Consider the following 23216-nt stretch of genomic DNA (forward strand, 5'->3'; position numbering starts at 1 on the left):
CGTTTGAATTGCTTGAACCCCCGCAAATCGATTCTAGGCGGGCAGTTTGGTTATTGCCTCCTCAATATGGACGAGCGCGGCCCAAGAAGCCAATTCCGTTGTGTTTGACCATCGCTTCCCGTGACCCGGCCTGGCTACACCCTTGAATGCCAGTCGCTGCGCTTGGGCAATTAGTAACTAGCACTTAGTGCTGCATTAAGACGACCCCATTTCGCATGCGAATGAGTTATTGATACGATGCCACGATGACAAAAACCGCCGCACTTCCCGTTCTGATCGGGCTCTGACTTTGGCAGATGTATTGAATCTTTTCAACTCGGTGCAAGATGGCTCTATTGCAGCATTCAAGCCATTCCATTTTTGGCTGCTTAACCGCGGGCATTGTCGCGATGAGCGAACTGATCGAGCAGTTTTAGTGGCCGATCCACTTCAAAGCAACTGATGAATCGCAGTACCTTCTTTGACCTGAGGATGATTAGCTGGGGACTCAGCTTCGTTATGTTGCGGATGTACCGAGAGGATTCCTATCCCTTAACGCTGTATATAGCTTTGGGCATTCCGATTCTTATGAATGCCGTCCATCTTGTATTTTCAGTTCTTAGCTCTACAGAAGACGTGTTTTCGAGAGCGTCGATTGATCACTTGTGGGGGGGTGGGATTTTTGACCGTGCTTGGCGCGGCTGCAGTTTATTTTGGCGCAGACTTCGTGAACAGAGGCTCTCGTTATGACGTCGATACTTTTTATCCACTTGTCCAGGCCAGCGCACTGCAGGGGATGGCAACGTTGACTTGCCTGGTTATTCGCAGGCTTCTCCCGTCCGGCCAAGCGATGCGTTAGTTCTTCCTGCAGCTGCGTTTCCGTTCCGAGTACCCCAGTTAGAACCGACTCTATTTGAGCAGCGCATTTGAATTTATGTAATAACCGGCGAGGAGCGCGGCCTTGTCGCGCATGCGAAATACAAATCTCTCAGAAGCTTCGGCTTCTGCAAAATTCGTCTTGTACACCAGGGTCACAAAAGTGCCTGACGTCTTATAGGTGATGTTCAAGCTTTGCATTTCGGACGACTTCGTGTTTCCTAATTTTCGATGCACTGCCTCAAGGAGGACGAGAAAGTCCTGCTTGCTCGCAACCTTCTTGAGATCTTCGGAAGATAGCTCGTAGATCTCGGAAAAGTGACCTGCATCCAGCAGTTGATGGAATTGTGGAACCGCTTGCTCCGCCGCTGCCGTATTTGCTACCGGAGAGCAGCCGGACAGGGTGAACAAGAGGGCGAGGAGGAGAATGAATATGCGCTTCATAGTGGAGCGTTTGGCCGCAGCTTCGCAGCGTACTCTTTGCATTTTTGAAAGTAGTTGCCAGGCTAGACGTCTTCCATGGCAATAAACGTATCCACGTCACCAGCTTGACATGCGAATTTCGCGTACACGTTTCTGTTCCAATCATCTGGATATTGCCGGATCATGTCTTCGAACCCTGATTTCATGTGTGTCCACCAGCTATCTAACGTAAAGGTGACCGCAACGTGTCCGAGTCGACCGACCTGTTAGGCTGCAGCGCCACGAGCGCTCTCCTTGGGCGCGCCACCAGGCAACAAGAGACTAGCAACCATCGAGCGAGCTTTCCGTGGCCGCACCAACGCAATGGCCCACAGCGTAGCAGCGCGGTGCCACGACTTCTCTCCGACTCCATCTATCACGCGCAGCAGCAGTTCTACGTCTTCGCAGTAGATGTGCACGAATGCGTCACGTTCTGCCAGCGCCCTGCTGCGTGGTGCAACATTGCGCTCGAGGTTTTCGTTCAGACGATCACTTTTGAGTAGAAGGTAGTGCTCAGGGTGCGGAAAAAACTTTGTGGCGAGAGCGAAATCTCCGGCTTCGACGATGCTGGGCATCGCAATTGCGGCACATCTCTTCGCGCGCTCTTGATCCTTCGCCATTAAGGAAAGAAACAGCTCGTAGGTGTCTCGGCTGCGACCAAGTTCGCGGTCGATCGCCACTGCCTCGTCGAAGAGCGTCCAGGTATCTCCCTGGGCTTCCAGCACTGCGAAGGCGGCTTCGTTCCTGACGTTGATCAGGGTCTCGGCCGCCGGGGGATAGACCTCGGAAAGCTCCTTCCAGTACATCAGAGCGAATGAAAGTCTCACTCCATAGTAGGCGCGATCGTGTTTCAACGCATGCTGATGAAACCAAAGATAGTCGCTCAGGGCCTCCCCATGCCGCCCTTCAGATGCATGCAGTTGCCCCCTGCGCAGAATGTCCCCGGGATCCATGTATTCAGCCTAACGTTGGAAACCAGCGGCGCCGAAGGCGTCCGTCTGGATTGACCTGTTAAACGCCAAGCCGCCGGAGGTCAATGTCTTAAACCGACTGCACATAGTCATCGAATTCATCAACCACTCCACCCTGTTCCTCAGGACGGCACTGCATAGGGATATGCCACTCACCTGCTCCATCTAGCGAGACAAACAAAGAGAGCCCATCGTCGTACGGCAGGAATGCATAACCAAGAAAGGTCCACGACTCGCCCTCCTGGTGCAAGTCGCCGTCATGGTCCGTAAATGGACGCACAACGCGATACTTTTCTCCTACTTTCAGAAAGCGATAGCCGCCACCCGCATTTGGCGCTTTGATCCCGCTCCAGTGGCCGAGTGCATTAGGACCGAACATGATTGCCGTTTAGCGTTGGAGGTAAGCGGACCCGATGCAAGCGACAGCCTGCAGTAGAGGGTCTGCCTTGACTGACCTGTTAGAGCTCATCACTTGATCTCATTGCACGAAACGCACCGAAGTTCTTTCGCCGGCGGAAAAATTGCACGGCCGATGAACAACAGCATAACCGCGAGCGTGATCGCGGGCCAACTCCTACGCTCTACAAACTGCTCCGACCCGCAGAGCGTGCACTGCATGACTTCAGATGGATAGGACTCGGCTAAGGCAGCCTCAAGTTCTCCGCGATCACGCAATGTCAGGACATCCTGCGCTTGCTCAACATGCTCGCGACGAACGAGCAAGCGGACGCCACCGAAAACCATAGACATGGGCCACCAAGCCGCCACGATATGCTCGCTTCCAAGGAAGGCCGGAATGCCCTCAGACTCCAGAAGTGCCCGAGCGACGTGAGCTTCCCACGGGCTCGTATGAACCTCGACGACGATGAATGCAATGACTTGGTTCAAAAGTGAACTCTAACGTAAAAATGAGCGGACCAACAACGTTTGCGGCGAAGCCGCCTCCTGCTGCTGTGGGGCCGTGTCGATTGGCAAACCAGGCCGAAGCGCGCGCATGCTCAGGCCTCCCCAGTTAGGCGAGCTACACAGGCGCTGCAACCGTGAACCGAGACCGCCAAGCCGAGACCTCCCATGAGGACCAAGAATGTCGTGAGCGCCAAGTACAGCCACGCATCCGTGCGGCCCCGAAAGTGCCAAAGCGCCCAGCCGAAGCCAGCTACGAGTGCGAGGGAGCACACGAACAGGAACGGACGTTTCCACCGCGCTTCGGGACGAGGCCCCCAGAAGCAGAGGGCGTTCACAGTCTTGCAGTACGGGCACGACATCAATTCTGCGGTCTAACGTTGGAAGTAAATGGATGCCGAAGGCGATGTTTCTTGACTGCCATGTTAGTCGGTACCTGCCGATTGCTCGACGCTTTCAGAACGGGAGCACCACGCGCCTGCCACGGCCCCACTTACCGCACCAATACCCAATAGAAGCAGCTCGGGACCAACTCGCTCCAATTGCCCCGGACCTATTATTCGCAGAAAAACGACCATAGGTCCTATTGTGCTCAATAGCCCAAAGATGGCGCCAATCAGGGGGCCTACAGACCTACCGCGCCCCGTTGCCTCCCATCCCAGGGCAAGGAACGCAAAAACAAGACCAGCCGCAAAAGCCGGCAGCACACCGAACAACGTTGAAACCAGTGCAGCAAATATCAAGGAGATTGGAAAGAAGGAAAACGCCACTTGGCCGAGAGGCGTCGTTATCAATGTCAGCACCCCTGCGATGGGGGGAGCGACCATCGCGAACCTCCAGGGTGAGAAAAGCCAGCGAGTGCGCATGTGTCGGCTAACGTAGAAATGACCGGACCACCAACACGAGCGGTGAAGCCGCAGCCTGCTGTTGTTGGTCCGCGTCGATTGACCAGTTAAGTCTCACCCTGCCACCCTCCATTCTTCAGTGCATCGAGGAATGCGTAGCCGGCAGCCATCACGAAGCTGAGTTCGTTCGAGTCAGTGTCGTGAAACGAACCTCCGATGACTCGGACTGAGAAGCCCTCAAGAGGCCATCTCCCCAGGGGAGCATCTTCCACGAAAAGAGAAGCAATGCCTCGCCGAACCGCCTCCTCAAAGTGATCGGGGATTTGGAATGGCTGGACTTCCCATAAAAGTGCCCAAGGTTCTCCCCCCTCCGCTGGTTCCACTAGCAGCGAGACGTGCCCGTACCGACCAGGCGACCCCTGCTGACGGATGAAGCGCCCCTCCCCAGTAGCAGGACATTGAAGCGGAAAGGCAACACTCATCGGTGAGATTTAACGTTGAAGCTGCCCGGCGCGCAGCACTTGCGGCGAAGCCGCCTTCTGAGGCTGCGTGTCCGTGCCGATTGATATGTTAGATGTGCCTTCGTAGTCCGAAACCAAACTCCGCATCAATCGCCTCCTCCATCTCCATCAATGCCGTCATGGCTTGCTTCCCAAGAAGTGGAGCGACCACCATGCATCTGCCCGCTGTAGCCATGGATGTCGCCAGGACCACCACCTTCTGGCGCCAGTTTACGCATACGGTCTTTCCGCGCGTCTCGCCAACCCATGAACAGAAAGAACACTCCGAACACAATCAATACGAAGGATGCCGGAGTCAGCCAGTGCACATAGGCCCACCCGATTGGTTGCAGCACGATGCCACCAACCAGAAAGAGAAGCCCGAGCGCTTGCGGGAAGTTCATGCGCATCTAACGTTGAAGGCAACCGGCCGCGCGAAGGCAGGCGACGCCTGCCGCAACGCGGTCCGTGTTGGGCGACCAGTTAGATTGCATGATTCCCTTTGGCGAAGTAGGCCGCCGTGTCAGCCATTGGAACGACCAGTGCGTCCAAGACTCGAGGTGCCAGGCTTCTCACGGGCTCCCAAGAAGGATCTGACATAGCCTTGAGATTCTCTTCTCTGCCTTCACCGCTCGGCAAGCGCGTGACGTCAACTCGTTCAAGAGCGTCTGCGAGGTGTGTGATGGCATTCTCCTGCGCGGGAGTGAGATATCCGCGCCCAACTAAGTACCTACCCGCCATGACGTCGTCCTTCAACTCCCAAGCTACGTTGTAGTCCCCGACTGCTTCGCACTGCGCATCTGGCGCAGCAGCCAACACCTGCAAGGCTTCTCCGAAGTATTGGAGGGCGTTCCTGAAGGCCTCTTCATCGGAAAGTGGCGCGGGGGTTTGCATGCAATCTAACGTGAAAATGACCGGACCACAACAACCTGCGGCGGAGCCGCAGCCTGCTGTTGTGGGTCCGTGTCGATTGACATGTTAAGCATCATTCGCAGCGGGACGGTAAAGCGCACCGGGCGCCCACCACTCTTCTAGCACCTGCGATGCTAGTTCTGTATGTGCGGACCCGTCCGAGAAAGCCAGCGCATCGAGAAATTTAACGATGACCACCTCCTGCCCCGAGGAAAACGAAGCCAACCGCGGTGGCTCCCGATCGGGTGGGCGAAGGCCATTAAGCAGTGCATCCACTACATTGCTGCCCGCTTCAGTGCGCCGAAGCGCGTACTCAATGAGATGTGGCAAGTAGTGACGGAACGAAGCGGGATCGAGGTAAGCAATTCCCCAGTGATAGTTCTCAAGGTACTCGTCAGTGAGCTTGTCTGCCACGCAATCAAAAGCGGGCGGAGCTTGGTAGTCATCGAGCGCATTGCCCCCTCGCAAGGAGAGAGGTGGTACACCACGTGTGTCCGGCGCGAAAGCAACGAGCGCTTCGGCGGCGATGGGATGCAATGACTCTTCACCCATGATGCTTAACGTAATGTATACCGCAAGGTCTGCGGTATAACATCGCGCCTGCGGTATAACCTGGCCACTGAAAACCCAGCCAAGTGCTTGTTATTAAAAGATTTATTGCCCATTTTGAGTTTCACTCAGGTCGATAAAAAAGGGAGCAAACCCCGCAAGCCGATTCTAGGCGGACAGTGTGGAGACCACCTCCTCAATATGGACGAGTGCAGCCCAAACAGCCGGTTTCGTTGTGTTGACCATCGCTACCCATAACCCGGCCTGGCTGCACCCTTGGGTGCCAGTCGCTGCGCTTGGTGTCACGTCGGCTGCGGGCGCCAGGCCTTCCCTGTGAAAAAACCGCGCTGCCCCGGTCGCCGCTGAATCCCCCCACAAGACCCCGTCCCGGTGTGAGGGGCACTTGTGGGGGGGGATTTTCAATACAGCGGCAACCGGGTCATCCCGGTTTTTTTCTTGTTGATCGACCCGCACCCCCTCCGTCCCCTACTCGGGGGAACGAGGAAGCCCGAGCGAGAGGATGTTTTTCAACTTCCCTCGTTCATCAACTTCCTTTTGGAGAATTCCCATCACTGCTGTGATTACCGAAACCGTTTCTGTGGCCGATGCAGGCGTTTCGCATGCGAAACCGGCCGCGCTTCTGGATCCGATGGACTGGCAGCCGCCGGTGGAGACTGCGTCTGGGTTGGAAGAAGGCGACTTGCTGGGGCTGTGGTCGAATTGCTGAAGGCCCAGGGCATGCTGGATGCCAATGCTGCAGCGGCCTTGCTATCGACTTGGGAGAAAATCCAGAGCACTGGATTGCTATTGCGGCTCTTGAGGCAGAGCCGGATAGTACGCTTTTAGAGCAGCTAAAAGTGAGTGCCAACAAGTGGCGGAAGCGGTGAGATTCGAACTCACGGAGGACTTGCATCCTCGGCAGTTTTCAAGACTGCTGCATTCAACCGCTCTGCCACGCTTCCGAGCCGCATAGTTTAACCGCTCGCCAGCGGTCATCTGGTCCTTTGGTAAATCAATGACGGTAAATGCGGTCTCACCGCCTCAATAACAGGCGCGTCCGTCGCACTGATGCCTTCCAAAATACTGATTACCTGCAAGGCGGGGAACGCCGCTGGAAAGCAGGGGCTAAAACATCGGCCCCTTGGATCGCCGCTGGCTGTTTTGTGGTGTCAAGCAAATAGGCCCAAATAAGCGGACTTATTTCCTGGAACTATTTCCTCTCCGCTCGCTAAACGTTTTTAAGAGTGGTGACTAAAGGCGCTGTCGTAGCCATGATTGAAACATTCGGTTACAGCACTTTTTGAGGACACAAATATGACTGCTCAAGCATTTTCCCCCGAGGCGGCAGAGAAGGTTACTACGGCGTTTGTGCATGCCACCGGCGCCCGCTGGTCGTTCCCCCGTGTAGAAATCCAGGACCGGGGAACCTTCATGTTGATCAGCGTGGACTCACTTTCCCCGGAAATTCATGAAATTGAGTTACCCGTGAAGAAATCCATTGCCCAAGCCTTGAACCAGGTTATCCCGCCGCATCCTACGCAACAGTTTGGAAGCTGGATGGTGGTCTTCTTCCGCGAAGGGAAGATGTTTGAAACCGTTCACCCCAGCGAGTTTGAACTGTAAGAGCAGAGGCGCTTGCCATACCGCTTTCTGCATATGAATCTGCAACCCGCCATGGTCAGGATTGCCCGCTGAGACTTTGGCCGAAGCGGCATTTACGGCTTTGTCCTACACAGCGCGAGTTGGCTGCTGGCTAAACTTTCCTTGCGGCCCGTCCTGGGTCGCACCTCCCTCCACTGGCGAAGCCAGTTTTACCGCCCGGTCTTCCGGGCTTTTTTTTGCCTGCCCGCGGCTATGCGGCTTCGGGCTGGGCCAGAAGCATGCCTTTTGTTTCGATGAAGGCAATGACCTCCGCAAGGCCTGTGTTGGTTTTGAGGTTGGTCATGACAAAGGGCTTCAGGCCCTTGGCCGTGGTGCGCATGCGTATGGTGTCCGCCTGCATCACGCCCAGGTCAGCGCCGACGTGGGGTGCCAGGTCGGTTTTGTTGATGACGAACAAATCGCTTTTGGTGATGCCTGGGCCGCCCTTGCGCGGGATCTTTTCTCCGGCGGCAACGTCGATCACGTAGATCGTGAGGTCGCTCAGCTCGGGGCTGAAGGTGGCGGCCAGGTTGTCGCCTCCCGACTCCACAAACACGATGTCGGCGTTGGGGAAGTCCACCAGCATGCGGTCGATGGCTTCGAGGTTGATCGAGGCGTCCTCACGTATGGCGGTGTGCGGGCAGCCGCCGGTTTCCACGCCCATGATGCGCTCGGCGTCCAGTGCGCCGCTGACGGTTAGGATGCGCTGGTCTTCCTTGGTGTAGATGTCGTTGGTGATAGCGACCAGGTCATATTTGGCCTTCATGCCTTTGCAGAGCATTTCAAGCAGCGTGGTTTTGCCGGAACCGACCGGGCCGCCTATGCCTACGCGCAGGGGGGGAAGTTTTTTGGTGCGGTTGGCGATGTGGTGCAGGCTCATGGATGGCTTTGTGGGGGTGCGGTAGTTTGCGAGGAGATGTCAGGAGCGGAAAAGCCGCGAATACTGGGTTTCGTGTTGCGACGAAAGAATGGCCAGCATGGGCGAAAAGGCCTGGCGCTCATCATCGGGCAGCTGCATGGCGGCCTCAACCGCTGCGGGTATGGCGCCAGCCAGGCGCGCCAGCATGCGCTGGCCGGCGCTTTGGCCCAAAGGCACGGATTTGATGGCGGCTTGTGTCATGTTTTCGGCCCAGCCAAAGGCATAGGCCAACAGGCAGTCGCGCACGCCGGCCTCGGTCTGCGAAACGGCGAGCGCAAAGGCGACGGGGAAGGTGGGTTGCATCTGCGCGCAGGCCTCAATGTGCGCCGCATTGGCGCCGTCATGGTTGCGCAGCCAGTCCAGCAGGGATCTGCCCATCTGCTCGGCCTGGGCGCGCAGCTCGCTGGTTTCCCGGGTTTGCAGCACCCAGGCATTAAGTTGCTGCACGCGTGGCAGGTCGCCTGAGCGCCAGGCGGGGATAGCCTGGGCAATCACCGCCAGGTCACCGCGTGCAAGGCTGATCTGGAGTTGGTCGGTGAGCCAGTCGCTCGCTATCATTTCTGTAGCGGGTTGCGCCCGTTCCATGGCGGTTTCAAGCCCTTCGGAGTATGAAAACCCGCCCACTGGCAAGGCCGGGGAGGCCAGCCAGATCAGCTGGAGCAGGCTGGAAGCCGGTAATTGCCCTGCAGGCGGGGCGGACATATCCATCTGCGGCCTAGTGCGGCTTGTGCCTGTGGATCTGGATGGCGACCGGCTTGGCCTCGTGGGCATGGTCGTCGTGGCCGTGGTTGCAGTCGGGGCCATGCACGTGGGGTGCGGGGGCGGGCTGCGCATGGCCATGGGAATGGCCGGAAGAATGGTCATGCCCATGGCTGTGGCCGCCCGCGCTGTAGGCGCCGCCTTCGGGCTCGAAGGCTTCTTCCACCTCGTTCACGATCAGGTGCATGGCACGCAGCATGTCGGCCAGCACATGGTCGGGTTCAATTTTCAGGTGGTCGGGCTTGAGCTCTATCGGCACATGGCGGTTGCCCAGGTGGTAGGCAGCACGCGTCAGGTCGAAGGGCGAGCCGTGTGCCGTGCAGGCGGTGATGCGCAGCACCTCCTGCGGCGCGGCAATCACCTTGACCATGGAGCCGTCTTCGGCCACCAGCACGTCGCCGCCGCGCACCAGCGTGCCGCGCGGCAAGAACACGCCCAGCTGGCGGCCCAGCGAATCGGTCGCGTCAAAGCGGCTTTTCTGGCGCACGTCCCAGTCCAGCTCGACGGTGGAGGCGCGTTTGACGAGAACAGGGGCAAGGCCTGCGCCCTGCGAAATGACTTTGGAAACCTGGAGCATGGAACCTTAAAACAGGAAATAGCGTTGCGTCATCGGCAGGCTGGTGGCCGGCTCGCAGGTGAGTAGCTGGCCGTCCGCACGCACCAGGTAGGTCTGGGCGTCAACCTCCATTTTGGGAAGGTAGGCATTGTGGACCATGTGCTGCTTGCGCACGCCGCGGATGTTTTTCACTGCGCTCAGGGTTTTGGCCAGGCCGAAGCGTTCCTTGACGCCGGCGTTCAGCCCGGCCTGGGAAACAAAAGTCAGCGAACCCCTGGCAATCGCGCCGCCGAAGCCGCCGAACATGGGCCGGTAGTGCACCGGCTGCGGCGTGGGGATGGAGGCATTCGGGTCGCCCATGGCGGCCATGGCGATAAAGCCACCCTTGAGAATCACCGCAGGCTTGATGCCGAAGAAGGCGGGTTTCCACACCACCAGGTCGGCCCACTTGCCCAATTCGACCGAGCCTACCTCGTGCGAGATGCCGTGTGCAATTGCGGGGTTGATGGTGTATTTGCTGATGTAGCGTTTGGCGCGGAAGTTGTCGTGGCGATCGCTGTCTCCGGGCAGCTTGCCGCGCTGCAGTTTCATCTTGTGCGCCGTCTGCCAGGTGCGGATGATGACTTCGCCGACGCGGCCCATCGCCTGGCTGTCGGAGCTGAACATGCTGATCGCACCCAGGTCGTGCAGCACGTCTTCGGCCGCAATGGTTTCCTTGCGGATGCGGCTTTCGGCGAACGCCAGGTCTTCGGCAATGCCGGCGTCCAGGTGGTGGCACACCATCAGCATGTCGACGTGCTCGTCGAGTGTGTTGACGGTGTAGGGCATGGTCGGGTTGGTGGAGGAGGGAAGGAAATTCTCCTCGCCCACCACACGCAGGATGTCGGGTGCATGCCCGCCGCCGGCGCCTTCGGTATGGAAGGCGCAGAGGCTGCGGCCCTTGGTGGCGGCAATCGTGTTTTCGACAAAACCGGATTCGTTGAGCGTGTCGCTGTGGATGGCAACCTGCGTGTCGGTTTCTTCCGCCACATCCAGGCAGTTGCTGATGGCTGCGGGCGTGGTGCCCCAGTCTTCATGCAACTTCAGGCCGATGACGCCGGCGTTAATTTGTTCGTGCAGCGCGGCGGGCAGGCTGGCATTGCCCTTGCCCAGGAAGCCGAGGTTCATGGGAAAGGCGTCGGCGGCCTGCAGCATGCGCTCGATGTTCCAGGGGCCGGGCGTGCAGGTGGTGGCGAATGTACCGGTTGCCGGACCGGTGCCGCCGCCCAGCATGGTGGTGATGCCGGAGGTGAGCGCTTCTTCAATCTGCTGCGGGCAGATGAAGTGGATGTGCGAGTCGATGCCACCGGCTGTGACGATCATGCCTTCGCAGCTGATGATTTCTGTGCCTGGGCCGATGATCATGTCGACGCCGGGTTGCGTGTCCGGGTTGCCGGCCTTGCCGATGGCGGCAATGCGTCCGCCCTTGAGGCCGATGTCGGCCTTGACGATGCCCCAGTGGTCGATGATGAGCGCGTTTGTCATCACGCAGTCCATGGCGCCTTCGGCCCGCGTCTTTTGCGACTGGGCCATGCCGTCGCGAATCGTTTTACCGCCGCCGAATTTGACTTCCTCGCCGTAGCTGCCGGCGCGCAAGGTGTAGTCGGCTTCGACTTCGATCATCAAATCCGTATCGGCCAGACGCAGGCGGTCACCCACCGTAGGGCCGAACATTTCCGCGTAGGCGCGGCGTCCAATCGTTGCCATCAAATTGCTCCCGCAGGGCCGCCGCGAGGGAGGCAAGCGCCCCCTCGGGGGGCAGTGAATACACGAAGTGATGAACGTGGGGGCATCACAACTTCCCTTGAATCAAGCCGCGAAAGCCGAACACTTTCCGGTCCCCGGAAAATTCGACCAATTCCACAGTGCGCTGCTGCCCCGGCTCAAAGCGCACGGCCGTGCCCGACGCGATGTTGAGCCGCATGCCCCGCGCTGCGTCGCGGTCAAAGCCGAGTGCGCCGTTGGTTTCTGCGAAGTGGTAGTGCGATCCGACCTGGATGGGGCGGTCGGCCGTGTTCTGCACGACGACGGTCAGCGTGCGCCGGCCTGCGTTGAGTGTGTGGTCTGGTCCATCGGTGATGAGTTCGCCTGGAATCATGATGTGCCTCAAGCCAGTTGGGCGAGCAGGGTCACGCCAAAGGCGGCGACGGCAGCGCCTGCGGCGCGCGGCAGCCATACATTGGCACTGCGCAGCGCCCAGCCCGCACCCAGGCCTGCCAGGTGCAGCAGCAGCGTGGCGGCCAGCATGCCCGAGAGGGTTGCCCAGGTGCTGGGCGCTCCGGCGAGTTCATGGCCGTGGGCCAGACCGTGGAAGAGGGCGAACGCACCGACGATCACCGCGGCCGCGATGCCAGTCACCTGCCAGCGCGTCACGACCAGCAACCCCGTGACCAGCAGCGAAGCGGCGATCATGGGCTCGACCGCGGGAATATGCACACCCTGCAGCCCCAGCAGGGCGCCCACCAGCAGCATGCCGGCAAAGCCCAGCGGGCCCCACAACAGCCCAGGGCCCGCGCGGCGCGCAGCCAAGGCGCTCCAGAGGCCCACGGCCACCATCGCTGCCAGGTGGTCCATGCCTGTCAACGGGTGGAGGGCGCCGCTGAGGAGGGCACCGGCGTGGCCATGCACCGCAGCACCGAAATCATGGTCAATATGGGCACTAGCCCTAGTCGATAGGGCGCAAGCAGCTATCAAAAAAAGAGCGGTTTTGGTTTTGGTCGGCATGGTGGCAATCTTGGTAGTGCTTAAACGATCGGCTGGTGCACAGTGACCAGCTTGGTACCGTCGGGAAAGGTCGCTTCGACCTGGATGTCGGGGATCAGCTCAGGGATGCCATCCATCACGTCGGCGCGGGTCAGCACGGTGCGGCCTTCGCTCATGAGCTGGGCGACGGACTTGCCGTCCCGCGCACCTTCCATGACGGCGGCACTGATCAGCGCGACGGCTTCGGGGTAGTTCAACTTCAGGCCGCGGGCCTGGCGGCGTTCGGCCAGCAGCGCAGCGGTGAAGATCAGCAGCTTGTCTTTTTCTCTCGGCGTCAATTCCATGGGTTCTCCGGGGGCGGCTGCGGCAGGATGTGTAGGGAACGGGGTGCAAGAATGGTGCCACAGGATGGTGCGCGCGGCACTGGTTTTCCCGCTGTGGCATGGAATCTGCACTTCAGCAGGCTTCGCCTTATGACGTATTGACGCCACCCCCATGGACACCCCGGCCGCTCCGCTGCCCTTGCCTGCGCAGGCCGTGCCCCCGTGGGCGCCAGCGCCGCTTGCCACCGGCGATCCCGATGCGCCGGTGCAACGCGTCATCAAGGTCAGGCGCGACTACAACAGCTGGGTCGCCAGCGAAACGATGGAAGACTACGCCTTGCGGTTCACGCCGCAGCGCTTTCGCAAATGGTCGGAATGGCGGGTCGCCAACACTGCATTTGGCGCAGCCTCCTTCCTGATCCTCGAAGCCGTCGGCGCTACCCTGCTGGTGAAGTATGGCTTCACCAATGCCTTCTGGGCCATCGTGGCCACGGGGCTGATCATCTTCATGGCCGGCTTGCCGATCAGCATTTATGCCGCCCGCTACGGTGTGGACATGGACCTGCTGACGCGCGGGGCCGGCTTCGGCTATATCGGCTCAACGCTCACATCGCTGATCTACGCGTCCTTCACCTTCATCTTCTTCGCGCTGGAGGCGGCTGTCATGGCCTACGCGCTGGAACTGGCGCTGGGCATTCCGCCCAGCTGGGGCTACCTGATTTGTGCGCTGGTCGTGATCCCGATGGTGACCTATGGGGTGTCCGTCATCAGCCGCTTGCAGATCTGGACCCAGCCGCTGTGGCTGGTCATGCTGGTTGTGCCCTTTATCTATGTTTTGGTGCGAGATCCCGGGGCTTTTGTTGGAATCACGCACTACAAAGGTGAAAAAGGCACGACTTCGGGATTTGATCTGCACTTGTTTGGTGCCGCCTTGACGGTCGGCATTGCGCTGATCACGCAAATGGGTGAACAAGCCGATTACTTGCGCTTCATGCCCGCGCGCACCGCCGGCAACACTCGCCGCTGGTGGGCCAGCGTGCTGGCCGGCGGCCCCGGCTGGGTGCTGCTCGGTGTGGTCAAGATGCTGGGCGGCGCGTTCCTGGCCTATCTGGCGATCCAGCATATGGTGCCGCTGGACCGCGCGGTGGACCCGAACCAGATGTACCTGGCGGCCTATGAATACGTGTTTCCGCATTACGGCTGGGCCGTGGCCGCGACCGCGCTGTTTGTCGTGATCTCGCAGCTCAAGATCAATGTCACCAACGCTTATGCGGGCTCGCTGGCCTGGTCCAACTTCTTTTCGCGCCTGACGCACAGCCACCCTGGGCGCGTCGTCTGGGTGGTGTTCAACACCCTGATCGCCTTCATGCTGATGGAGATGGACGTGTTCCAGGCGCTGGGCGACGTGCTGGGCCTGTATTCCAATATCGCGATCGCCTGGATGATGGCAGTGGTGGCCGACCTGGTCATCAACAAACCCCTGGGCCTGTCCCCCAAGGGCATCGAATTCAAGCGCGCCCACCTCTACGACATCAACCCGGTCGGTGTGGGCGCGATGGCACTGGCGTCGGTGCTATCGGTAGCCGCCCATCTGGGCCTGTTCGGCCCCCTGGCTCAGGCTTTCTCGGCGTTGATCGCGCTGGGCACGGCATTTGTGGCCTCGCCGCTGATTGCATGGGCAACAAAGGGGCGTTACTACATCGCCCGCCATGGCGAAGCGCCTGAGACGGATGCCGAGGGCAACTACAAGCCGTATGTGCTCAAGCGATGCGTGATCTGCGAGCGCGATTACGAAGGCCCGGACATGGCGCATTGCCCGGCCTACCAGGGCGCCATCTGTTCGCTGTGTTGCACGCTGGACGCGCGCTGCGGCGATTTGTGCAAACCGCAGGCCAGCTTGTCGGCCCAATGGTCGGGCGCGCTGCGCTGGCTGTTGCCGCGCCGCGCCTGGCCTTACCTGGACACAGGGCTAGGCCACTTCCTTTTATTGATGCTGGTCATCGTCCCGCTGCTGGCCAGCGTGTTCGGGCTGCTATACAGGCAGGAGTTGACTGCACTGCTGATGGCCGCTGCCGACACGGACATGATGGAGGCACCGGCCGCCGCCTTGCGCTCAGGCTTTTTGAAGGCCTACATGGCCTTGCTGGTCATCGCGGGGCTTGTCGCCTGGTGGCTGGTGCTGGCGCACAAAAGCCGGCAGGTGGCGCAAGAAGAATCCAATCGCCAGACGCACCTGCTGATGCGCGAAATCGAGTCGCACCGCCAGACTGACGAAGCGCTGCAGCAGGCCAGGGTGGTGGCGGAGCAGGCCCGCCACCATGCCGACCAGGCCAACCAGGCCAAGAGCCGTTACATCAGCGCAATCAGCCACGAGTTGCGCACGCCCCTGAACAGCATCCTGGGCTATGCGCAGCTCATGGGTGAAGACAGCGCCATACCGCCGCACCGCAAGCAGGCCGTCAGCGTCATCAAGCGCGGCGGCGAGCATTTGCTGTCGCTCATTGAGGGCACGCTGGACATTGCCCGCATCGAAGCCGGCAAGCTCACGCTGAACGTCAAGCCCATGCACTTTGCCGATTGCGTGCATGAGATGGCGGGCATGTTTGAGCTGCAGGCGGCCGCAAAGGGCCTGGGCTTTAGCTTTGAGGCCAGCGGCAATTTGCCGGAACTGGTGCGCGCAGATGAAAAGCGAGTTCGCCAGATTCTCATCAACTTGCTGGGCAATGCCATCAAGTTCACATCGCAAGGCCAGGTGACCTTCCGGTTGCGCCATGCGCGCGAGATGGCCCACATTGACATCGAAGACACAGGCCCCGGCATGCGTGAAGAGGAGCTGGCGCAGATTTTTGAGCCCTTTGCCCGTGGCGCAACGGCAGGCCAAAGCGCCGAAGGCACACCGGGCGCAGGGCTGGGCCTCACGATCGCCAAGATGCTGACCGACTTGATGGGCGGCGAAATGACGGTGGACAGCACGCCCGGAAAAGGCTCGGCGTTTCGCATCCGGCTGTTTTTGCCAGAGGTGCACGTGGCTGCGGGGGCCGCGAAAGGCGCCATCGACAAGCCGGCCAGGCGCCAGCCGCGCGGGTATGAGGGCGACCGCCGCAAGCTGCTGGTGGTAGACAACGAAGAGCCTGACCGGGAATTGCTGGTGCAACTGCTGGAGCCTATGGGCTTCGAGCTTCGCACGGCCGCCAGCGGCCACGACTGCCTGGATCTGCTGGCGGCCGGCTACCAGCCTGATGTGATCTTCATGGACCTGGCCATGCCTGGCATCGATGGCTGGGAAACCCTGCGCCGTGTACGCGGGTCCGGGCACACCGGAATCCATCTGGCGATTGTTTCGGCCAATGCATTTGACAAGGGCATGGACAACGATGCCGGCATCCTGCCTGAGGACTTCATCCTCAAGCCGGTGCGGCACACCGAGTTGATCGACTGGCTGGAGCGGCGGCTGGCCCTCAAGTGGGTCTATCAGGTGGCAGAGGAAGAGGTCAGCCCCACCGTTGTTGGGCCTGCGCCGCCGCGTGCATTGCCAGACGCATCCCAGCTCGCCGCATTGCTTGAAGTCGTCAACCTCGGTTTCTACCGGGGCATCATGAACACCCTCGCAGAGATCGAACGGCAACAGCCGGCGACTGCGGCTTTTGTCAATGAGATGCGTGTGCTAGCGCGGCAATTCCAGTTCGAGGCCATGGGGCGCCAGCTAGCCAACCAGGAGACCGGCCATGAGCAGCGTGCTTGAAGTTGAAGGCGTATCACTACAGGGCGGGCGCCTGGACCGGACGCTGGACCGGGCCAACAGCGACGTCGTGCTGATTGTTGACGACGTGCCCGACAACCTCTCGGTGCTGCATGACGCGCTCGATGAGTCGGGCTACACCGTGCTGGTGGCCACCGGCGGCGAAGCGGCGCTACAGCGCGCGCTGCAGGCTCTGCCCGACATTGTCTTGCTCGACGCCATGATGCCTGGCATGGATGGTTTTGAAGTCGCCAAGCGCCTGAAAGCCATGCCAGAGACAGCCCACATCCCCATCATCTTCATGACGGGCCTCACCGAAACCGAGCACCTGGTGGCCGCGCTGGAGGCCGGTGGTGTGGACTACGTGACCAAGCCAATCAAGCCCAAGGAAGTGATGGCCCGGATGGGCGTGCATCTGCAAGGCGCCCGGCGCGCCCGGCAGGAAGCGCGGCAGGCAGGCCAGGCGCGCAATGCGCTCGACGCTTTCGGCTACGCCAGCATCACCGTGCGCATGGGCGGCGCGGCCGACGGTAAACTCGTCTGGCAAACGCCGCTGGCCCGCGACCTTTTGATGCGGTACTACGGGACATCGGCGCCGCAAACGCCAGAGCCGGTGCTGAACTGGCTGCGCCGCCATCTGGTGGAGGCCGAGCGCCGGATTGAGCCGCCGCGCCTGGCCGTGGAATTCGGGCCGCGCCGATTGACCTTCCGCCTGCATCAACAGACCGGTGACGGCGATGGCAGCGCTGACTGGCTGATCGTCATGCGAGAGATTTCCGACGATGCCGTGGTTGAGGCCATGAGTCTGAGCTTCAAGCTCACGGCGCGGGAGGCGGAAGTGCTGTACTGGGTCGTCAAGGGCAAGACCAATCGCGATATCGGCGACATCCTGGGCTCCAGCCCGGCCACCGTCAAAAAGCACCTGGAGCGGGTCTATGCCAAGCTGGGCGTCGAAACCCGTACGGCTGCTGCGGGTATGGCGATGAACCGCATCAAGCAGCTTCACCCGCAATTTGAGGGCTAAAACTAGAGCCCCCACGCTTGTCGCTTCGCGTACTGCGCTGCCCCCGAGGGGGCGCTGCGCCTGCGGCCCGGCAAAGCCGGTTCCGCGGCTCCTGCTTGCAAAAGATGGGGCAAGCGATTGTCTGCGGCAGGGTAAAAGCGTGTTTTCTGGCAGGCGGTTACAATAAGAGCTTCGGTAAAGCATCAGCTTTTTACATCGAGGCCTTTTCCCAACAGGCTTCCTTCTCAATTGCGGCGCTTCCCAGAGCCCGAATCCACAGTGTTTTCAGTGCCCATACAGCGCTGAACTTCTCAACACTGTTCCGTTTTCCCGGCGAGCACTATTCCCGACAGTGCCCACGCATGGCTCAACCAGCCCAGCCCCTTGACAAAGGGCCTGGCGGGTGGAAACCGAACACCCGCCGGCTTGCTCGCAAGCCGATTACTCCTTATTTATCAAGCTGGGAAACATACCCGGCGCAGAATTTTATGAACATAGATCAAACCAAAATCGCGGTGGGCAAGTACCTTGTCTCACCACTGGCCAAGCAGCAAGGCGATGGCTACGCTGCATCGGTCTCCATCCGCTCCGGACGCGGCAGCGCAACGCATGACCGCGTGATGCGCTTCAGCGGCCTTTTTGACAGCGCGGCCGCGGCCGTGCATTACGCGACGGAACACGCCCTGGGCTGGATTCACGAGCGTTCAACGCCGGCCTGCGCATAAAGCCTTGCCAGCCCTTACGACAGACATCACGGACAATTTTTCCAATTCCCTAGGAGTTACATCATGGCCAAAGAAGAACTGATTGAAATGCACGGTCTGGTAGATGAGGTGTTGCCGGATTCACGCTTTCGCGTCACGCTCGACAACGGCCACAAGCTTGTGGCTTACACCTCGGGCAAGATGCGCAAGAACCATATCCGTATCCTTGCCGGCGACCAGGTGTCGCTGGAACTCTCGCCTTATGACCTGAGCAAGGGCCGCATTACTTTCCGGCACATCGCCGGTCGTGGCCCAGGCCCGGCACCGCGCCAGGCCCGATAAAACGGGGCGGCTCGACAAAGCCCGGCAGGTGGAGTTTTCTCCGCCTGCCGGGCTTTTTTATGGGCGATTCAGTGGCGGCCGGGGGGTCATGTGCCTGGTCTTTATTGCGGATCGCGCCCTGCTGTCGACGGGGGGCGGGCCATCCATGCAATCAGCGACGAGCGCATGGCTTCTTCCACCGACATGTCGATAGGTTGCACCCATTCTGAAGGTACAAAAACCGTATAGCCGCCGATCATGTAGCCCATCGGTAAATAAACCGCAACACGCTCACCCGGCAAAAATCCGGACGGCAGGTCGGCAAAACTGCGGCGCGTGATGAGGCCCACGATTTCCATCGCATGCCCTGGCATGCGTAATATCACCACGCTTTGTTCGCCCTGTTTGCTCGAGGGCGCAAAGTAGTCGGCAAAACTCTTGAGCGACGAATAAATGCTTTTGACGACAGGCAGGTTGGTGAAGGGAATCTCCACAAAAGACAGCAGCTTGCGTGCACTTTTCTGGGACACCAGGAAACCAATGGCCAGAATGGTCAGAATGCCGACTGCCAAGCCCATACCTGGCAGGTAAAAACTTCCGATGAGCGGGCGCAGGACCCACAAGGCTGCGGTTTCCATCCACGCCAGGAAGATATAGAGAAGGTATACCGTCAATGCCACCGGCAGGACGGTGATGAGGCCCCGAAAAAAATATTTGTAAAGGCTTTTCATGGGCTTTTCGTTGTGTGCCGCTGCGCACCATGCGCTGGCTGGCCAACCTGCAATATAACCATTTCGCATGACGCGGCCCGACCTGATGTTTGTCGGTCTTCTCCTACATTTTTCCGGTACTAATCACCGCTGCGTGCTGCTGCCTCATGCGTAAACTGTGCAGCGGACTCGGTGGTCAATTTGTCGGTCGAATCGGTGCCGGTTGCCAGTTCATCCTGATGCAAAAAAGTTCTTCCCAATTCAATGAAATCATCACGCTGACATGAATCTGGAGTCTCATATTTCCGTCCACATTTTGTTTGCATCATGGGCGGTGCCGACGCTGAAAGTTACTTTTAATTCTCTTGATATTTTTCGGCCACGCTCTCAACTGCGCAAGAACGTCATGCCCGGCCGCCATGGCCTTTTTTTAGGATGTTTGCTTCATGAGTTATTCCACACTGGTCAATGCGCAACTCAATGTACCCCTGCGCTCCCTGGCCTTGACAGTTGAAGAACCAGCGCCCGGCGAATTTTGCTGGCGCATTCTGGAGAGTCACGCGAACCCCCTGGTATTCGAGTCGGTTTCCTGCTCTGACATCAGTTTTGCTGCTTATGACACAGCGCTGGCTACCGGCTATGGAGAACTGCAGCGTCTGATCGGTCCGGACCTGCAATATGGCCCGCGCAGCGAAGGGGTGCAGCAGGTTGATCTTTTCGGCGTTTCAGCCTCCTCCCAAGAGAAAAATACCAAGCTCGGCGCGTCAGAAATCCACTCCTTGAATGACACCAACGCCAAACCGAATGCGGTGCCGGTGTGAAACCTGACCTGTCATCGGAGTACGCCCGGCTTCGTGCGCAACTCGAAGCCTTGCAACAAGCGCCGGTGAAGGATTTTCCGCGCATAGACCAACTCATTGACCAGCTCGAACGAATTCAACTTGCCATCAAGGCCGAGCATGGCGTGCGGGGCAACAACCCCAACGAATAAGTCTGATGCGCTGACCAACGAACTGAATGCTGCGGCAGTGGCGAGCAATGCGTGTTTCAGCCACGGGTATCAGTTCCGTCGTATTTCGAGCGCCGTGCGGTGATCGCTGTTGTGGGAATTTCCCGAGTGGATTCGTTTCCGCAAGGCGATCGATAAGTGTTTGTATTGGTTCAGGACGTAGCATTTTGTGACCTCGCTTGTCCTACACGATGGTCCGTATCGGGCCGACGCCGTGCCCCGTGCCCCGCTCGTAAATTGGACTTAGCTGGCAATACGGCCAGCCATTTACCAACCGATGCCTGTGATGGCATGACTAAAGGAGCAAGACATGAAATTATCCAAATCCCTGACCTCTGCCGTAGCCGCTGCCGCTGTGGTGGGCACCATTGGTCTGGCATACGCCCAGACGGATACCTCCACACCACCGACTACCGGAGACAGCACAGGCCAGACCACCATGCAAAACCAGGGTACGGGTACGGCCACTCCGGAAACTTCGGCAGCACCGGCCACCACGACCGACAGCAATACGGCCGGCTTCCAGACCGAACGCCCGGCACAAGCTGACCGTAACTAAGTTCAGCCCGTCATGCGCCTTGGTGTGACGCCGCTCCGGATCTGCCATGCCCTTTACGGGCATGGCTTCCGGAGCGTTTTACATGGCTGGTAAAAACTTTATTGCCCATGCATAAGGCCATGCGTCAGTTTTTATGAACACGTTTGCCTCGCCTGTATCGAAGCCTTGTCCGCCCGGTGACGGGAAGCCCCCGGCCGGCGAAGGGGCTGGTACCAGCCGCGCAGAACTTCTCGATGGCATCAAACAGGGCGTTTTGTTGGGCGCGGCGCTGCTTGTCCTGACATTGCCACTTTTTCACGCCCGTCCAGTTTCCTCTTCCGCAATCAATCCCGGCCCTTTCGCTGCCTTGCAATTCGCACCGTCTTTGCGCTTCGCCGACTTCGGCGAAGAACCCGCGTCGGATGAGGCGCGGCAGGTCGCCAACTGGGTGGTGGCATCCGGGGACAACCGCAGGCTCTTCTTCGTCATCCTCGACAAGATAAACACCAAGGTGTTTGTTTTTGAACCTTCCGGCAAGCTGCGCAGTGCTACGCCGGTATTGATCGGGGCCGCCCGGGGCGACGACTCGGTGACCGGCATTGGCGGACGGCCCATCGCGCAGGTGGAGCCTCATGAACGCACCACCCCGGCTGGCCGGTTCATGGGTGAGCCTGGCCGCAATACGCTGGGGGAAGATGTTGTCTGGGTGGACTATGACGCGGCGGTTTCCATGCACCGCGTCCGTACCCTTGAGCCCAGCGAACGCCGGCTGGAGAGGCTGGCGTCAGAAGACACCAGCGACAACCGCATCTCCTACGGATGCATCAACATGCCGGTGGCTTTTTTTGAAAATGTACTGAAGCCCGCCTTCAACGCAAGTTACGGCGTGATTTATGTCTTGCCAGAGGTCAAATCCATTGCCGAGGTTTTTCCGGCAGCCCATCAGCTTGCCGCAAGGCAAGGCCTCAAGCCTGCGACGTAGACACCCGTGCCCCCGCGTAACTGAAGACCCCCTCTTCATTTGTAACAGGGATCGCCACTTCCGTTTTGCCACTGTTGCGTTCCCGCATCTCTGATGCGAAAAAATGCGCACAAGAAGCTGTTGTTACCAAATTCCATGGCGCTGATTTTTGAACAAAAAAACGGGGGTATTCCCAGATCAGTAAATAATCGTTTGCTACAAAAAACATAGCAATTTGGCGGAGGTATTTAAGGGTTTTTCCATTGTGAACATTTGCTTGCATCACTAACATGGTGCAACCACGGCCGGGCTCTTCCCCTGAAGGTTTGAGGCCCGGCTTTTTCATGTGCATTTGCACATGTCATGGAATCACCCACAGGACCAGAATGTTGTTCACAGGCAAGGCATTGCACTCAAAAGCTGTTCGTACAGTGGCTCTTGCCGTCCTTGCTGCTGCACCGATGTGGGCAGCCGCCATTTCCGTTGACCCTCAGCCCCAGCACAGCCCAGATGCGGTAACGCCACGAGCCGCCAGCTCCATGCCCGAGATGCCCTTGGTATCGGCGTCCGCCGATGTGCGTCATGCACTGCGGTGGATCATGGACGCGCGAGACAATCAGGGCCTGCCCTTCGTGGTGGTCGATAAAAAGGCCGGCCGGATTTTTGTATTCGAATCCACGGGCCAGCTGCGCGGTGCATCGCCCGCGCTGACGGGCCTTACGCCCGGCGACCATTCCGTGCCCGGCCTTGCCCAACGCAGCGTAGCCAGTTTGCGCGCGGACGAGCGCACCACGCCGGCCGGGCGCTTTGTTTCCGAGCCAGGCCATAACCTTAGCGGCGAAGCCATTGTGTGGATCGACTACGCGGCCAAACTCGCCATTCACCGGCTTCGGCCCGCGCCCGCAGCAGAGCGCCGTGCCGACCGGTTGGCTTCCGAAACGCCTGACGACAACCGCATTTCGCTGGGTTGCGTGGTGGTGCCTGCCAGCTTCTACGACACCGTCGTGGGCCCCATGCTCGGCAAGAGCTATGGTGTGGTGTATGTCCTGCCTGAAACGCAGCCGCTGCAGAACATGCTGGGCGCGCTCCAGTTGAGCCAGCAGTGACTTTTTTGATGTCCGGTGATGCTAGCAGCATCGGCGGGCACACTCCGCGCAGGGTGCTATCTTTTCAGGAGCTGCTTGCGCCTGTTTTGATTGGCCCGCAAGCTCATCTAGCTTCAATTTGAGGGTGACGGCTTCTTGACCTGCAAGGGGCAGGGCCTGCTACTACAAGCGCGTCAGCCATTCCTTAC

27 protein-coding genes and 1 tRNA gene are annotated in these 23216 nt (G+C 59.4%); 11 read left to right on the forward strand and 17 right to left on the reverse strand.

Annotation, left to right across the window (positions count from 1 at the left end; genetic code table 11):
- Positions 1 to 888: 888 nt before the first annotated feature.
- The 7 genes from ACQ4MS_RS14620 to ACQ4MS_RS14650 all read right to left on the reverse strand — a co-directional run bounded on the left by ACQ4MS_RS14620 (position 889) and on the right by ACQ4MS_RS14650 (position 6000).
- On the reverse strand, positions 889 to 1299 hold the full coding sequence (locus tag ACQ4MS_RS14620; protein ID WP_431095353.1) for a DUF4019 domain-containing protein: 411 nt from the start codon (positions 1297 to 1299) through the stop codon (positions 889 to 891).
- A gap of 245 nt (positions 1300 to 1544) precedes the next feature.
- On the reverse strand, positions 1545 to 2270 hold the full coding sequence (locus ACQ4MS_RS14625) for a hypothetical protein (RefSeq protein WP_431095354.1): 726 nt from the start codon (positions 2268 to 2270) through the stop codon (positions 1545 to 1547).
- 88 nt (positions 2271 to 2358) lie between these two features.
- Positions 2359 to 2667: a DUF3601 domain-containing protein gene (locus ACQ4MS_RS14630; RefSeq protein WP_431095355.1), complete on the reverse strand. Its 309-nt coding sequence runs from the start codon at positions 2665 to 2667 to the stop codon at positions 2359 to 2361.
- A gap of 89 nt (positions 2668 to 2756) precedes the next feature.
- On the reverse strand, positions 2757 to 3176 hold the full coding sequence (locus ACQ4MS_RS14635) for a DUF2007 domain-containing protein (protein WP_431095356.1): 420 nt from the start codon (positions 3174 to 3176) through the stop codon (positions 2757 to 2759).
- Positions 3177 to 4143: 967 nt separating this feature from the next.
- Positions 4144 to 4518: a hypothetical protein gene (locus tag ACQ4MS_RS14640; protein WP_431095357.1), complete on the reverse strand. Its 375-nt coding sequence runs from the start codon at positions 4516 to 4518 to the stop codon at positions 4144 to 4146.
- Between the two features lie 125 nt (positions 4519 to 4643).
- Entirely contained in the window at positions 4644 to 4940 is a 297-nt protein-coding gene (locus ACQ4MS_RS14645) for a hypothetical protein (RefSeq protein ID WP_431095358.1), read from the reverse strand.
- Positions 4941 to 5514: 574 nt separating this feature from the next.
- Positions 5515 to 6000: a DUF6714 family protein gene (locus tag ACQ4MS_RS14650; protein WP_431095359.1), complete on the reverse strand. Its 486-nt coding sequence runs from the start codon at positions 5998 to 6000 to the stop codon at positions 5515 to 5517.
- Positions 6001 to 6517: 517 nt separating this feature from the next.
- Here ACQ4MS_RS14650 and ACQ4MS_RS14655 point away from each other — a divergent pair.
- Positions 6518 to 6724, forward strand: coding sequence for a hypothetical protein (locus ACQ4MS_RS14655; RefSeq protein ID WP_431095360.1), 207 nt, complete (start codon positions 6518 to 6520; stop codon positions 6722 to 6724).
- Between the two features lie 145 nt (positions 6725 to 6869).
- Here ACQ4MS_RS14655 and ACQ4MS_RS14660 read toward each other — a convergent pair.
- Positions 6870 to 6959 (reverse strand) — tRNA-Ser (locus ACQ4MS_RS14660).
- Positions 6960 to 7311: 352 nt separating this feature from the next.
- Here ACQ4MS_RS14660 and ACQ4MS_RS14665 point away from each other — a divergent pair.
- On the forward strand, positions 7312 to 7620 hold the full coding sequence (locus ACQ4MS_RS14665) for a hypothetical protein (RefSeq protein WP_431095361.1): 309 nt from the start codon (positions 7312 to 7314) through the stop codon (positions 7618 to 7620).
- Between the two features lie 229 nt (positions 7621 to 7849).
- Here the strand turns inward: ACQ4MS_RS14665 and ureG are convergent, their stop codons facing one another.
- From ureG to ACQ4MS_RS14700, 7 genes are all read right to left on the reverse strand, one after another.
- Positions 7850 to 8518: an urease accessory protein UreG gene (gene ureG / locus ACQ4MS_RS14670; protein ID WP_431095362.1), complete on the reverse strand. Its 669-nt coding sequence runs from the start codon at positions 8516 to 8518 to the stop codon at positions 7850 to 7852.
- Positions 8519 to 8557: 39 nt separating this feature from the next.
- The gene (locus ACQ4MS_RS14675) at positions 8558 to 9259 is read right to left on the reverse strand and encodes an urease accessory protein UreF (protein ID WP_431095363.1); all 702 of its coding nucleotides are present in this window, start codon (positions 9257 to 9259) and stop codon (positions 8558 to 8560) included.
- 13 nt (positions 9260 to 9272) lie between these two features.
- Positions 9273 to 9893: an urease accessory protein UreE gene (ureE, locus tag ACQ4MS_RS14680; RefSeq protein WP_431095364.1), complete on the reverse strand. Its 621-nt coding sequence runs from the start codon at positions 9891 to 9893 to the stop codon at positions 9273 to 9275.
- Between the two features lie 6 nt (positions 9894 to 9899).
- Complete coding sequence (gene ureC / locus ACQ4MS_RS14685) at positions 9900 to 11618, reverse strand: urease subunit alpha (RefSeq protein WP_431095365.1); 1719 nt, start codon at positions 11616 to 11618, stop codon at positions 9900 to 9902.
- A gap of 85 nt (positions 11619 to 11703) precedes the next feature.
- A complete protein-coding gene (locus ACQ4MS_RS14690; RefSeq protein ID WP_431095366.1) occupies positions 11704 to 12009 on the reverse strand; it encodes an urease subunit beta in 306 nt (101 codons plus the stop codon).
- Between the two features lie 8 nt (positions 12010 to 12017).
- Entirely contained in the window at positions 12018 to 12635 is a 618-nt protein-coding gene (locus ACQ4MS_RS14695; protein WP_431095367.1) for a HupE/UreJ family protein, read from the reverse strand.
- Positions 12636 to 12655: 20 nt separating this feature from the next.
- Positions 12656 to 12958 carry an urease subunit gamma gene (locus ACQ4MS_RS14700; RefSeq protein ID WP_122953870.1) on the reverse strand — a complete coding sequence of 101 codons (303 nt, stop codon included), beginning with the start codon at positions 12956 to 12958 and terminating at the stop codon, positions 12656 to 12658.
- A gap of 151 nt (positions 12959 to 13109) precedes the next feature.
- On the opposite strand from ACQ4MS_RS14700, the gene ACQ4MS_RS14705 reads away from it, so the two are divergent.
- The 4 genes from ACQ4MS_RS14705 to infA all read left to right on the forward strand — a co-directional run bounded on the left by ACQ4MS_RS14705 (position 13110) and on the right by infA (position 18725).
- On the forward strand, positions 13110 to 16679 hold the full coding sequence (locus ACQ4MS_RS14705; RefSeq protein WP_431095368.1) for a hybrid sensor histidine kinase/response regulator: 3570 nt from the start codon (positions 13110 to 13112) through the stop codon (positions 16677 to 16679).
- Positions 16663 to 17700 (forward strand): response regulator, encoded by a 1038-nt coding sequence (locus ACQ4MS_RS14710; RefSeq protein WP_431095369.1) that lies wholly within the window; start codon positions 16663 to 16665, stop codon positions 17698 to 17700. The genes ACQ4MS_RS14705 and ACQ4MS_RS14710 overlap by 17 nt, the downstream gene beginning before the upstream one ends.
- A gap of 467 nt (positions 17701 to 18167) precedes the next feature.
- Positions 18168 to 18404: a hypothetical protein gene (locus ACQ4MS_RS14715; RefSeq protein ID WP_431095370.1), complete on the forward strand. Its 237-nt coding sequence runs from the start codon at positions 18168 to 18170 to the stop codon at positions 18402 to 18404.
- A 63-nt stretch (positions 18405 to 18467) separates the two neighbouring features.
- Complete coding sequence (infA, locus tag ACQ4MS_RS14720) at positions 18468 to 18725, forward strand: translation initiation factor IF-1 (protein ID WP_092132708.1); 258 nt, start codon at positions 18468 to 18470, stop codon at positions 18723 to 18725.
- Between the two features lie 101 nt (positions 18726 to 18826).
- On the opposite strand, the gene ACQ4MS_RS14725 is transcribed toward infA, so the two are convergent.
- Positions 18827 to 19435: a DUF502 domain-containing protein gene (locus tag ACQ4MS_RS14725; protein ID WP_431095371.1), complete on the reverse strand. Its 609-nt coding sequence runs from the start codon at positions 19433 to 19435 to the stop codon at positions 18827 to 18829.
- 425 nt (positions 19436 to 19860) lie between these two features.
- Here ACQ4MS_RS14725 and ACQ4MS_RS14730 point away from each other — a divergent pair, with 425 nt between their 5' ends.
- The 4 genes from ACQ4MS_RS14730 (at position 19861) to ACQ4MS_RS14745 (ending at position 21943) form a co-directional block, all read left to right on the forward strand.
- Complete coding sequence (locus ACQ4MS_RS14730; RefSeq protein ID WP_431095372.1) at positions 19861 to 20235, forward strand: hypothetical protein; 375 nt, start codon at positions 19861 to 19863, stop codon at positions 20233 to 20235.
- Positions 20232 to 20405 carry a hypothetical protein gene (locus ACQ4MS_RS14735; RefSeq protein ID WP_431095373.1) on the forward strand — a complete coding sequence of 58 codons (174 nt, stop codon included), beginning with the start codon at positions 20232 to 20234 and terminating at the stop codon, positions 20403 to 20405. Before ACQ4MS_RS14730 ends, ACQ4MS_RS14735 begins: the two co-directional genes overlap by 4 nt.
- A 328-nt stretch (positions 20406 to 20733) precedes the next feature.
- Positions 20734 to 20982 carry a hypothetical protein gene (locus tag ACQ4MS_RS14740; RefSeq protein ID WP_431095374.1) on the forward strand — a complete coding sequence of 83 codons (249 nt, stop codon included), beginning with the start codon at positions 20734 to 20736 and terminating at the stop codon, positions 20980 to 20982.
- A 346-nt stretch (positions 20983 to 21328) separates the two neighbouring features.
- Entirely contained in the window at positions 21329 to 21943 is a 615-nt protein-coding gene (locus ACQ4MS_RS14745; protein WP_431095375.1) for a hypothetical protein, read from the forward strand.
- On the opposite strand, the gene ACQ4MS_RS14750 is transcribed toward ACQ4MS_RS14745, so the two are convergent.
- Positions 21927 to 22214: a hypothetical protein gene (locus tag ACQ4MS_RS14750; protein WP_431095376.1), complete on the reverse strand. Its 288-nt coding sequence runs from the start codon at positions 22212 to 22214 to the stop codon at positions 21927 to 21929. The genes ACQ4MS_RS14745 and ACQ4MS_RS14750 overlap by 17 nt on opposite strands.
- A 247-nt stretch (positions 22215 to 22461) precedes the next feature.
- Here ACQ4MS_RS14750 and ACQ4MS_RS14755 point away from each other — a divergent pair, with 247 nt between their 5' ends.
- Positions 22462 to 23028 (forward strand): hypothetical protein, encoded by a 567-nt coding sequence (locus ACQ4MS_RS14755; RefSeq protein ID WP_431095377.1) that lies wholly within the window; start codon positions 22462 to 22464, stop codon positions 23026 to 23028.
- The last annotated feature ends 188 nt before the right edge of the window (positions 23029 to 23216 follow it).

This window comes from Polaromonas aquatica, assembly GCF_050626995.1.
Classification (GTDB): domain Bacteria; phylum Pseudomonadota; class Gammaproteobacteria; order Burkholderiales; family Burkholderiaceae_C; genus Polaromonas; species Polaromonas aquatica_A.

Excerpts from the sequence above, each read along its gene's own strand:
- ACQ4MS_RS14695 (WP_431095367.1), bottom strand. The coding sequence starts at position 12,635 with ATGCCGACCAAAACCAAAACCGCTCTTTTTTTGATAGCTGCTTGCGCC.
- ACQ4MS_RS14755 (WP_431095377.1), top strand. The coding sequence starts at position 22,462 with ATGCCCGAGATGCCCTTGGTATCGGCGTCCGCCGATGTGCGTCATGCA.
- ACQ4MS_RS14705 (WP_431095368.1), top strand. The coding sequence starts at position 13,110 with ATGGACACCCCGGCCGCTCCGCTGCCCTTGCCTGCGCAGGCCGTGCCC.
- infA (WP_092132708.1), top strand. The coding sequence starts at position 18,468 with ATGGCCAAAGAAGAACTGATTGAAATGCACGGTCTGGTAGATGAGGTG.
- ureE (WP_431095364.1), bottom strand. The coding sequence starts at position 9,893 with ATGCTCCAGGTTTCCAAAGTCATTTCGCAGGGCGCAGGCCTTGCCCCT.
- ACQ4MS_RS14730 (WP_431095372.1), top strand. The coding sequence starts at position 19,861 with ATGAGTTATTCCACACTGGTCAATGCGCAACTCAATGTACCCCTGCGC.
- ACQ4MS_RS14715 (WP_431095370.1), top strand. The coding sequence starts at position 18,168 with ATGAACATAGATCAAACCAAAATCGCGGTGGGCAAGTACCTTGTCTCA.
- ACQ4MS_RS14725 (WP_431095371.1), bottom strand. The coding sequence starts at position 19,435 with ATGAAAAGCCTTTACAAATATTTTTTTCGGGGCCTCATCACCGTCCTG.
- ureG (WP_431095362.1), bottom strand. The coding sequence starts at position 8,518 with ATGAGCCTGCACCACATCGCCAACCGCACCAAAAAACTTCCCCCCCTG.
- ACQ4MS_RS14620 (WP_431095353.1), bottom strand. The coding sequence starts at position 1,299 with ATGAAGCGCATATTCATTCTCCTCCTCGCCCTCTTGTTCACCCTGTCC.
- ACQ4MS_RS14665 (WP_431095361.1), top strand. The coding sequence starts at position 7,312 with ATGACTGCTCAAGCATTTTCCCCCGAGGCGGCAGAGAAGGTTACTACG.
- ACQ4MS_RS14650 (WP_431095359.1), bottom strand. The coding sequence starts at position 6,000 with ATGGGTGAAGAGTCATTGCATCCCATCGCCGCCGAAGCGCTCGTTGCT.
- ACQ4MS_RS14710 (WP_431095369.1), top strand. The coding sequence starts at position 16,663 with ATGAGCAGCGTGCTTGAAGTTGAAGGCGTATCACTACAGGGCGGGCGC.
- ACQ4MS_RS14640 (WP_431095357.1), bottom strand. The coding sequence starts at position 4,518 with ATGAGTGTTGCCTTTCCGCTTCAATGTCCTGCTACTGGGGAGGGGCGC.
- ACQ4MS_RS14630 (WP_431095355.1), bottom strand. The coding sequence starts at position 2,667 with ATGTTCGGTCCTAATGCACTCGGCCACTGGAGCGGGATCAAAGCGCCA.
- ureC (WP_431095365.1), bottom strand. The coding sequence starts at position 11,618 with ATGGCAACGATTGGACGCCGCGCCTACGCGGAAATGTTCGGCCCTACG.
- ACQ4MS_RS14690 (WP_431095366.1), bottom strand. The coding sequence starts at position 12,009 with ATGATTCCAGGCGAACTCATCACCGATGGACCAGACCACACACTCAAC.
- ACQ4MS_RS14700 (WP_122953870.1), bottom strand. The coding sequence starts at position 12,958 with ATGGAATTGACGCCGAGAGAAAAAGACAAGCTGCTGATCTTCACCGCT.
- ACQ4MS_RS14750 (WP_431095376.1), bottom strand. The coding sequence starts at position 22,214 with ATGTTAGTGATGCAAGCAAATGTTCACAATGGAAAAACCCTTAAATAC.
- ACQ4MS_RS14645 (WP_431095358.1), bottom strand. The coding sequence starts at position 4,940 with ATGAACTTCCCGCAAGCGCTCGGGCTTCTCTTTCTGGTTGGTGGCATC.
- ACQ4MS_RS14675 (WP_431095363.1), bottom strand. The coding sequence starts at position 9,259 with ATGTCCGCCCCGCCTGCAGGGCAATTACCGGCTTCCAGCCTGCTCCAG.
- ACQ4MS_RS14655 (WP_431095360.1), top strand. The coding sequence starts at position 6,518 with ATGTTTTTCAACTTCCCTCGTTCATCAACTTCCTTTTGGAGAATTCCC.
- ACQ4MS_RS14740 (WP_431095374.1), top strand. The coding sequence starts at position 20,734 with ATGAAATTATCCAAATCCCTGACCTCTGCCGTAGCCGCTGCCGCTGTG.
- ACQ4MS_RS14625 (WP_431095354.1), bottom strand. The coding sequence starts at position 2,270 with ATGGATCCCGGGGACATTCTGCGCAGGGGGCAACTGCATGCATCTGAA.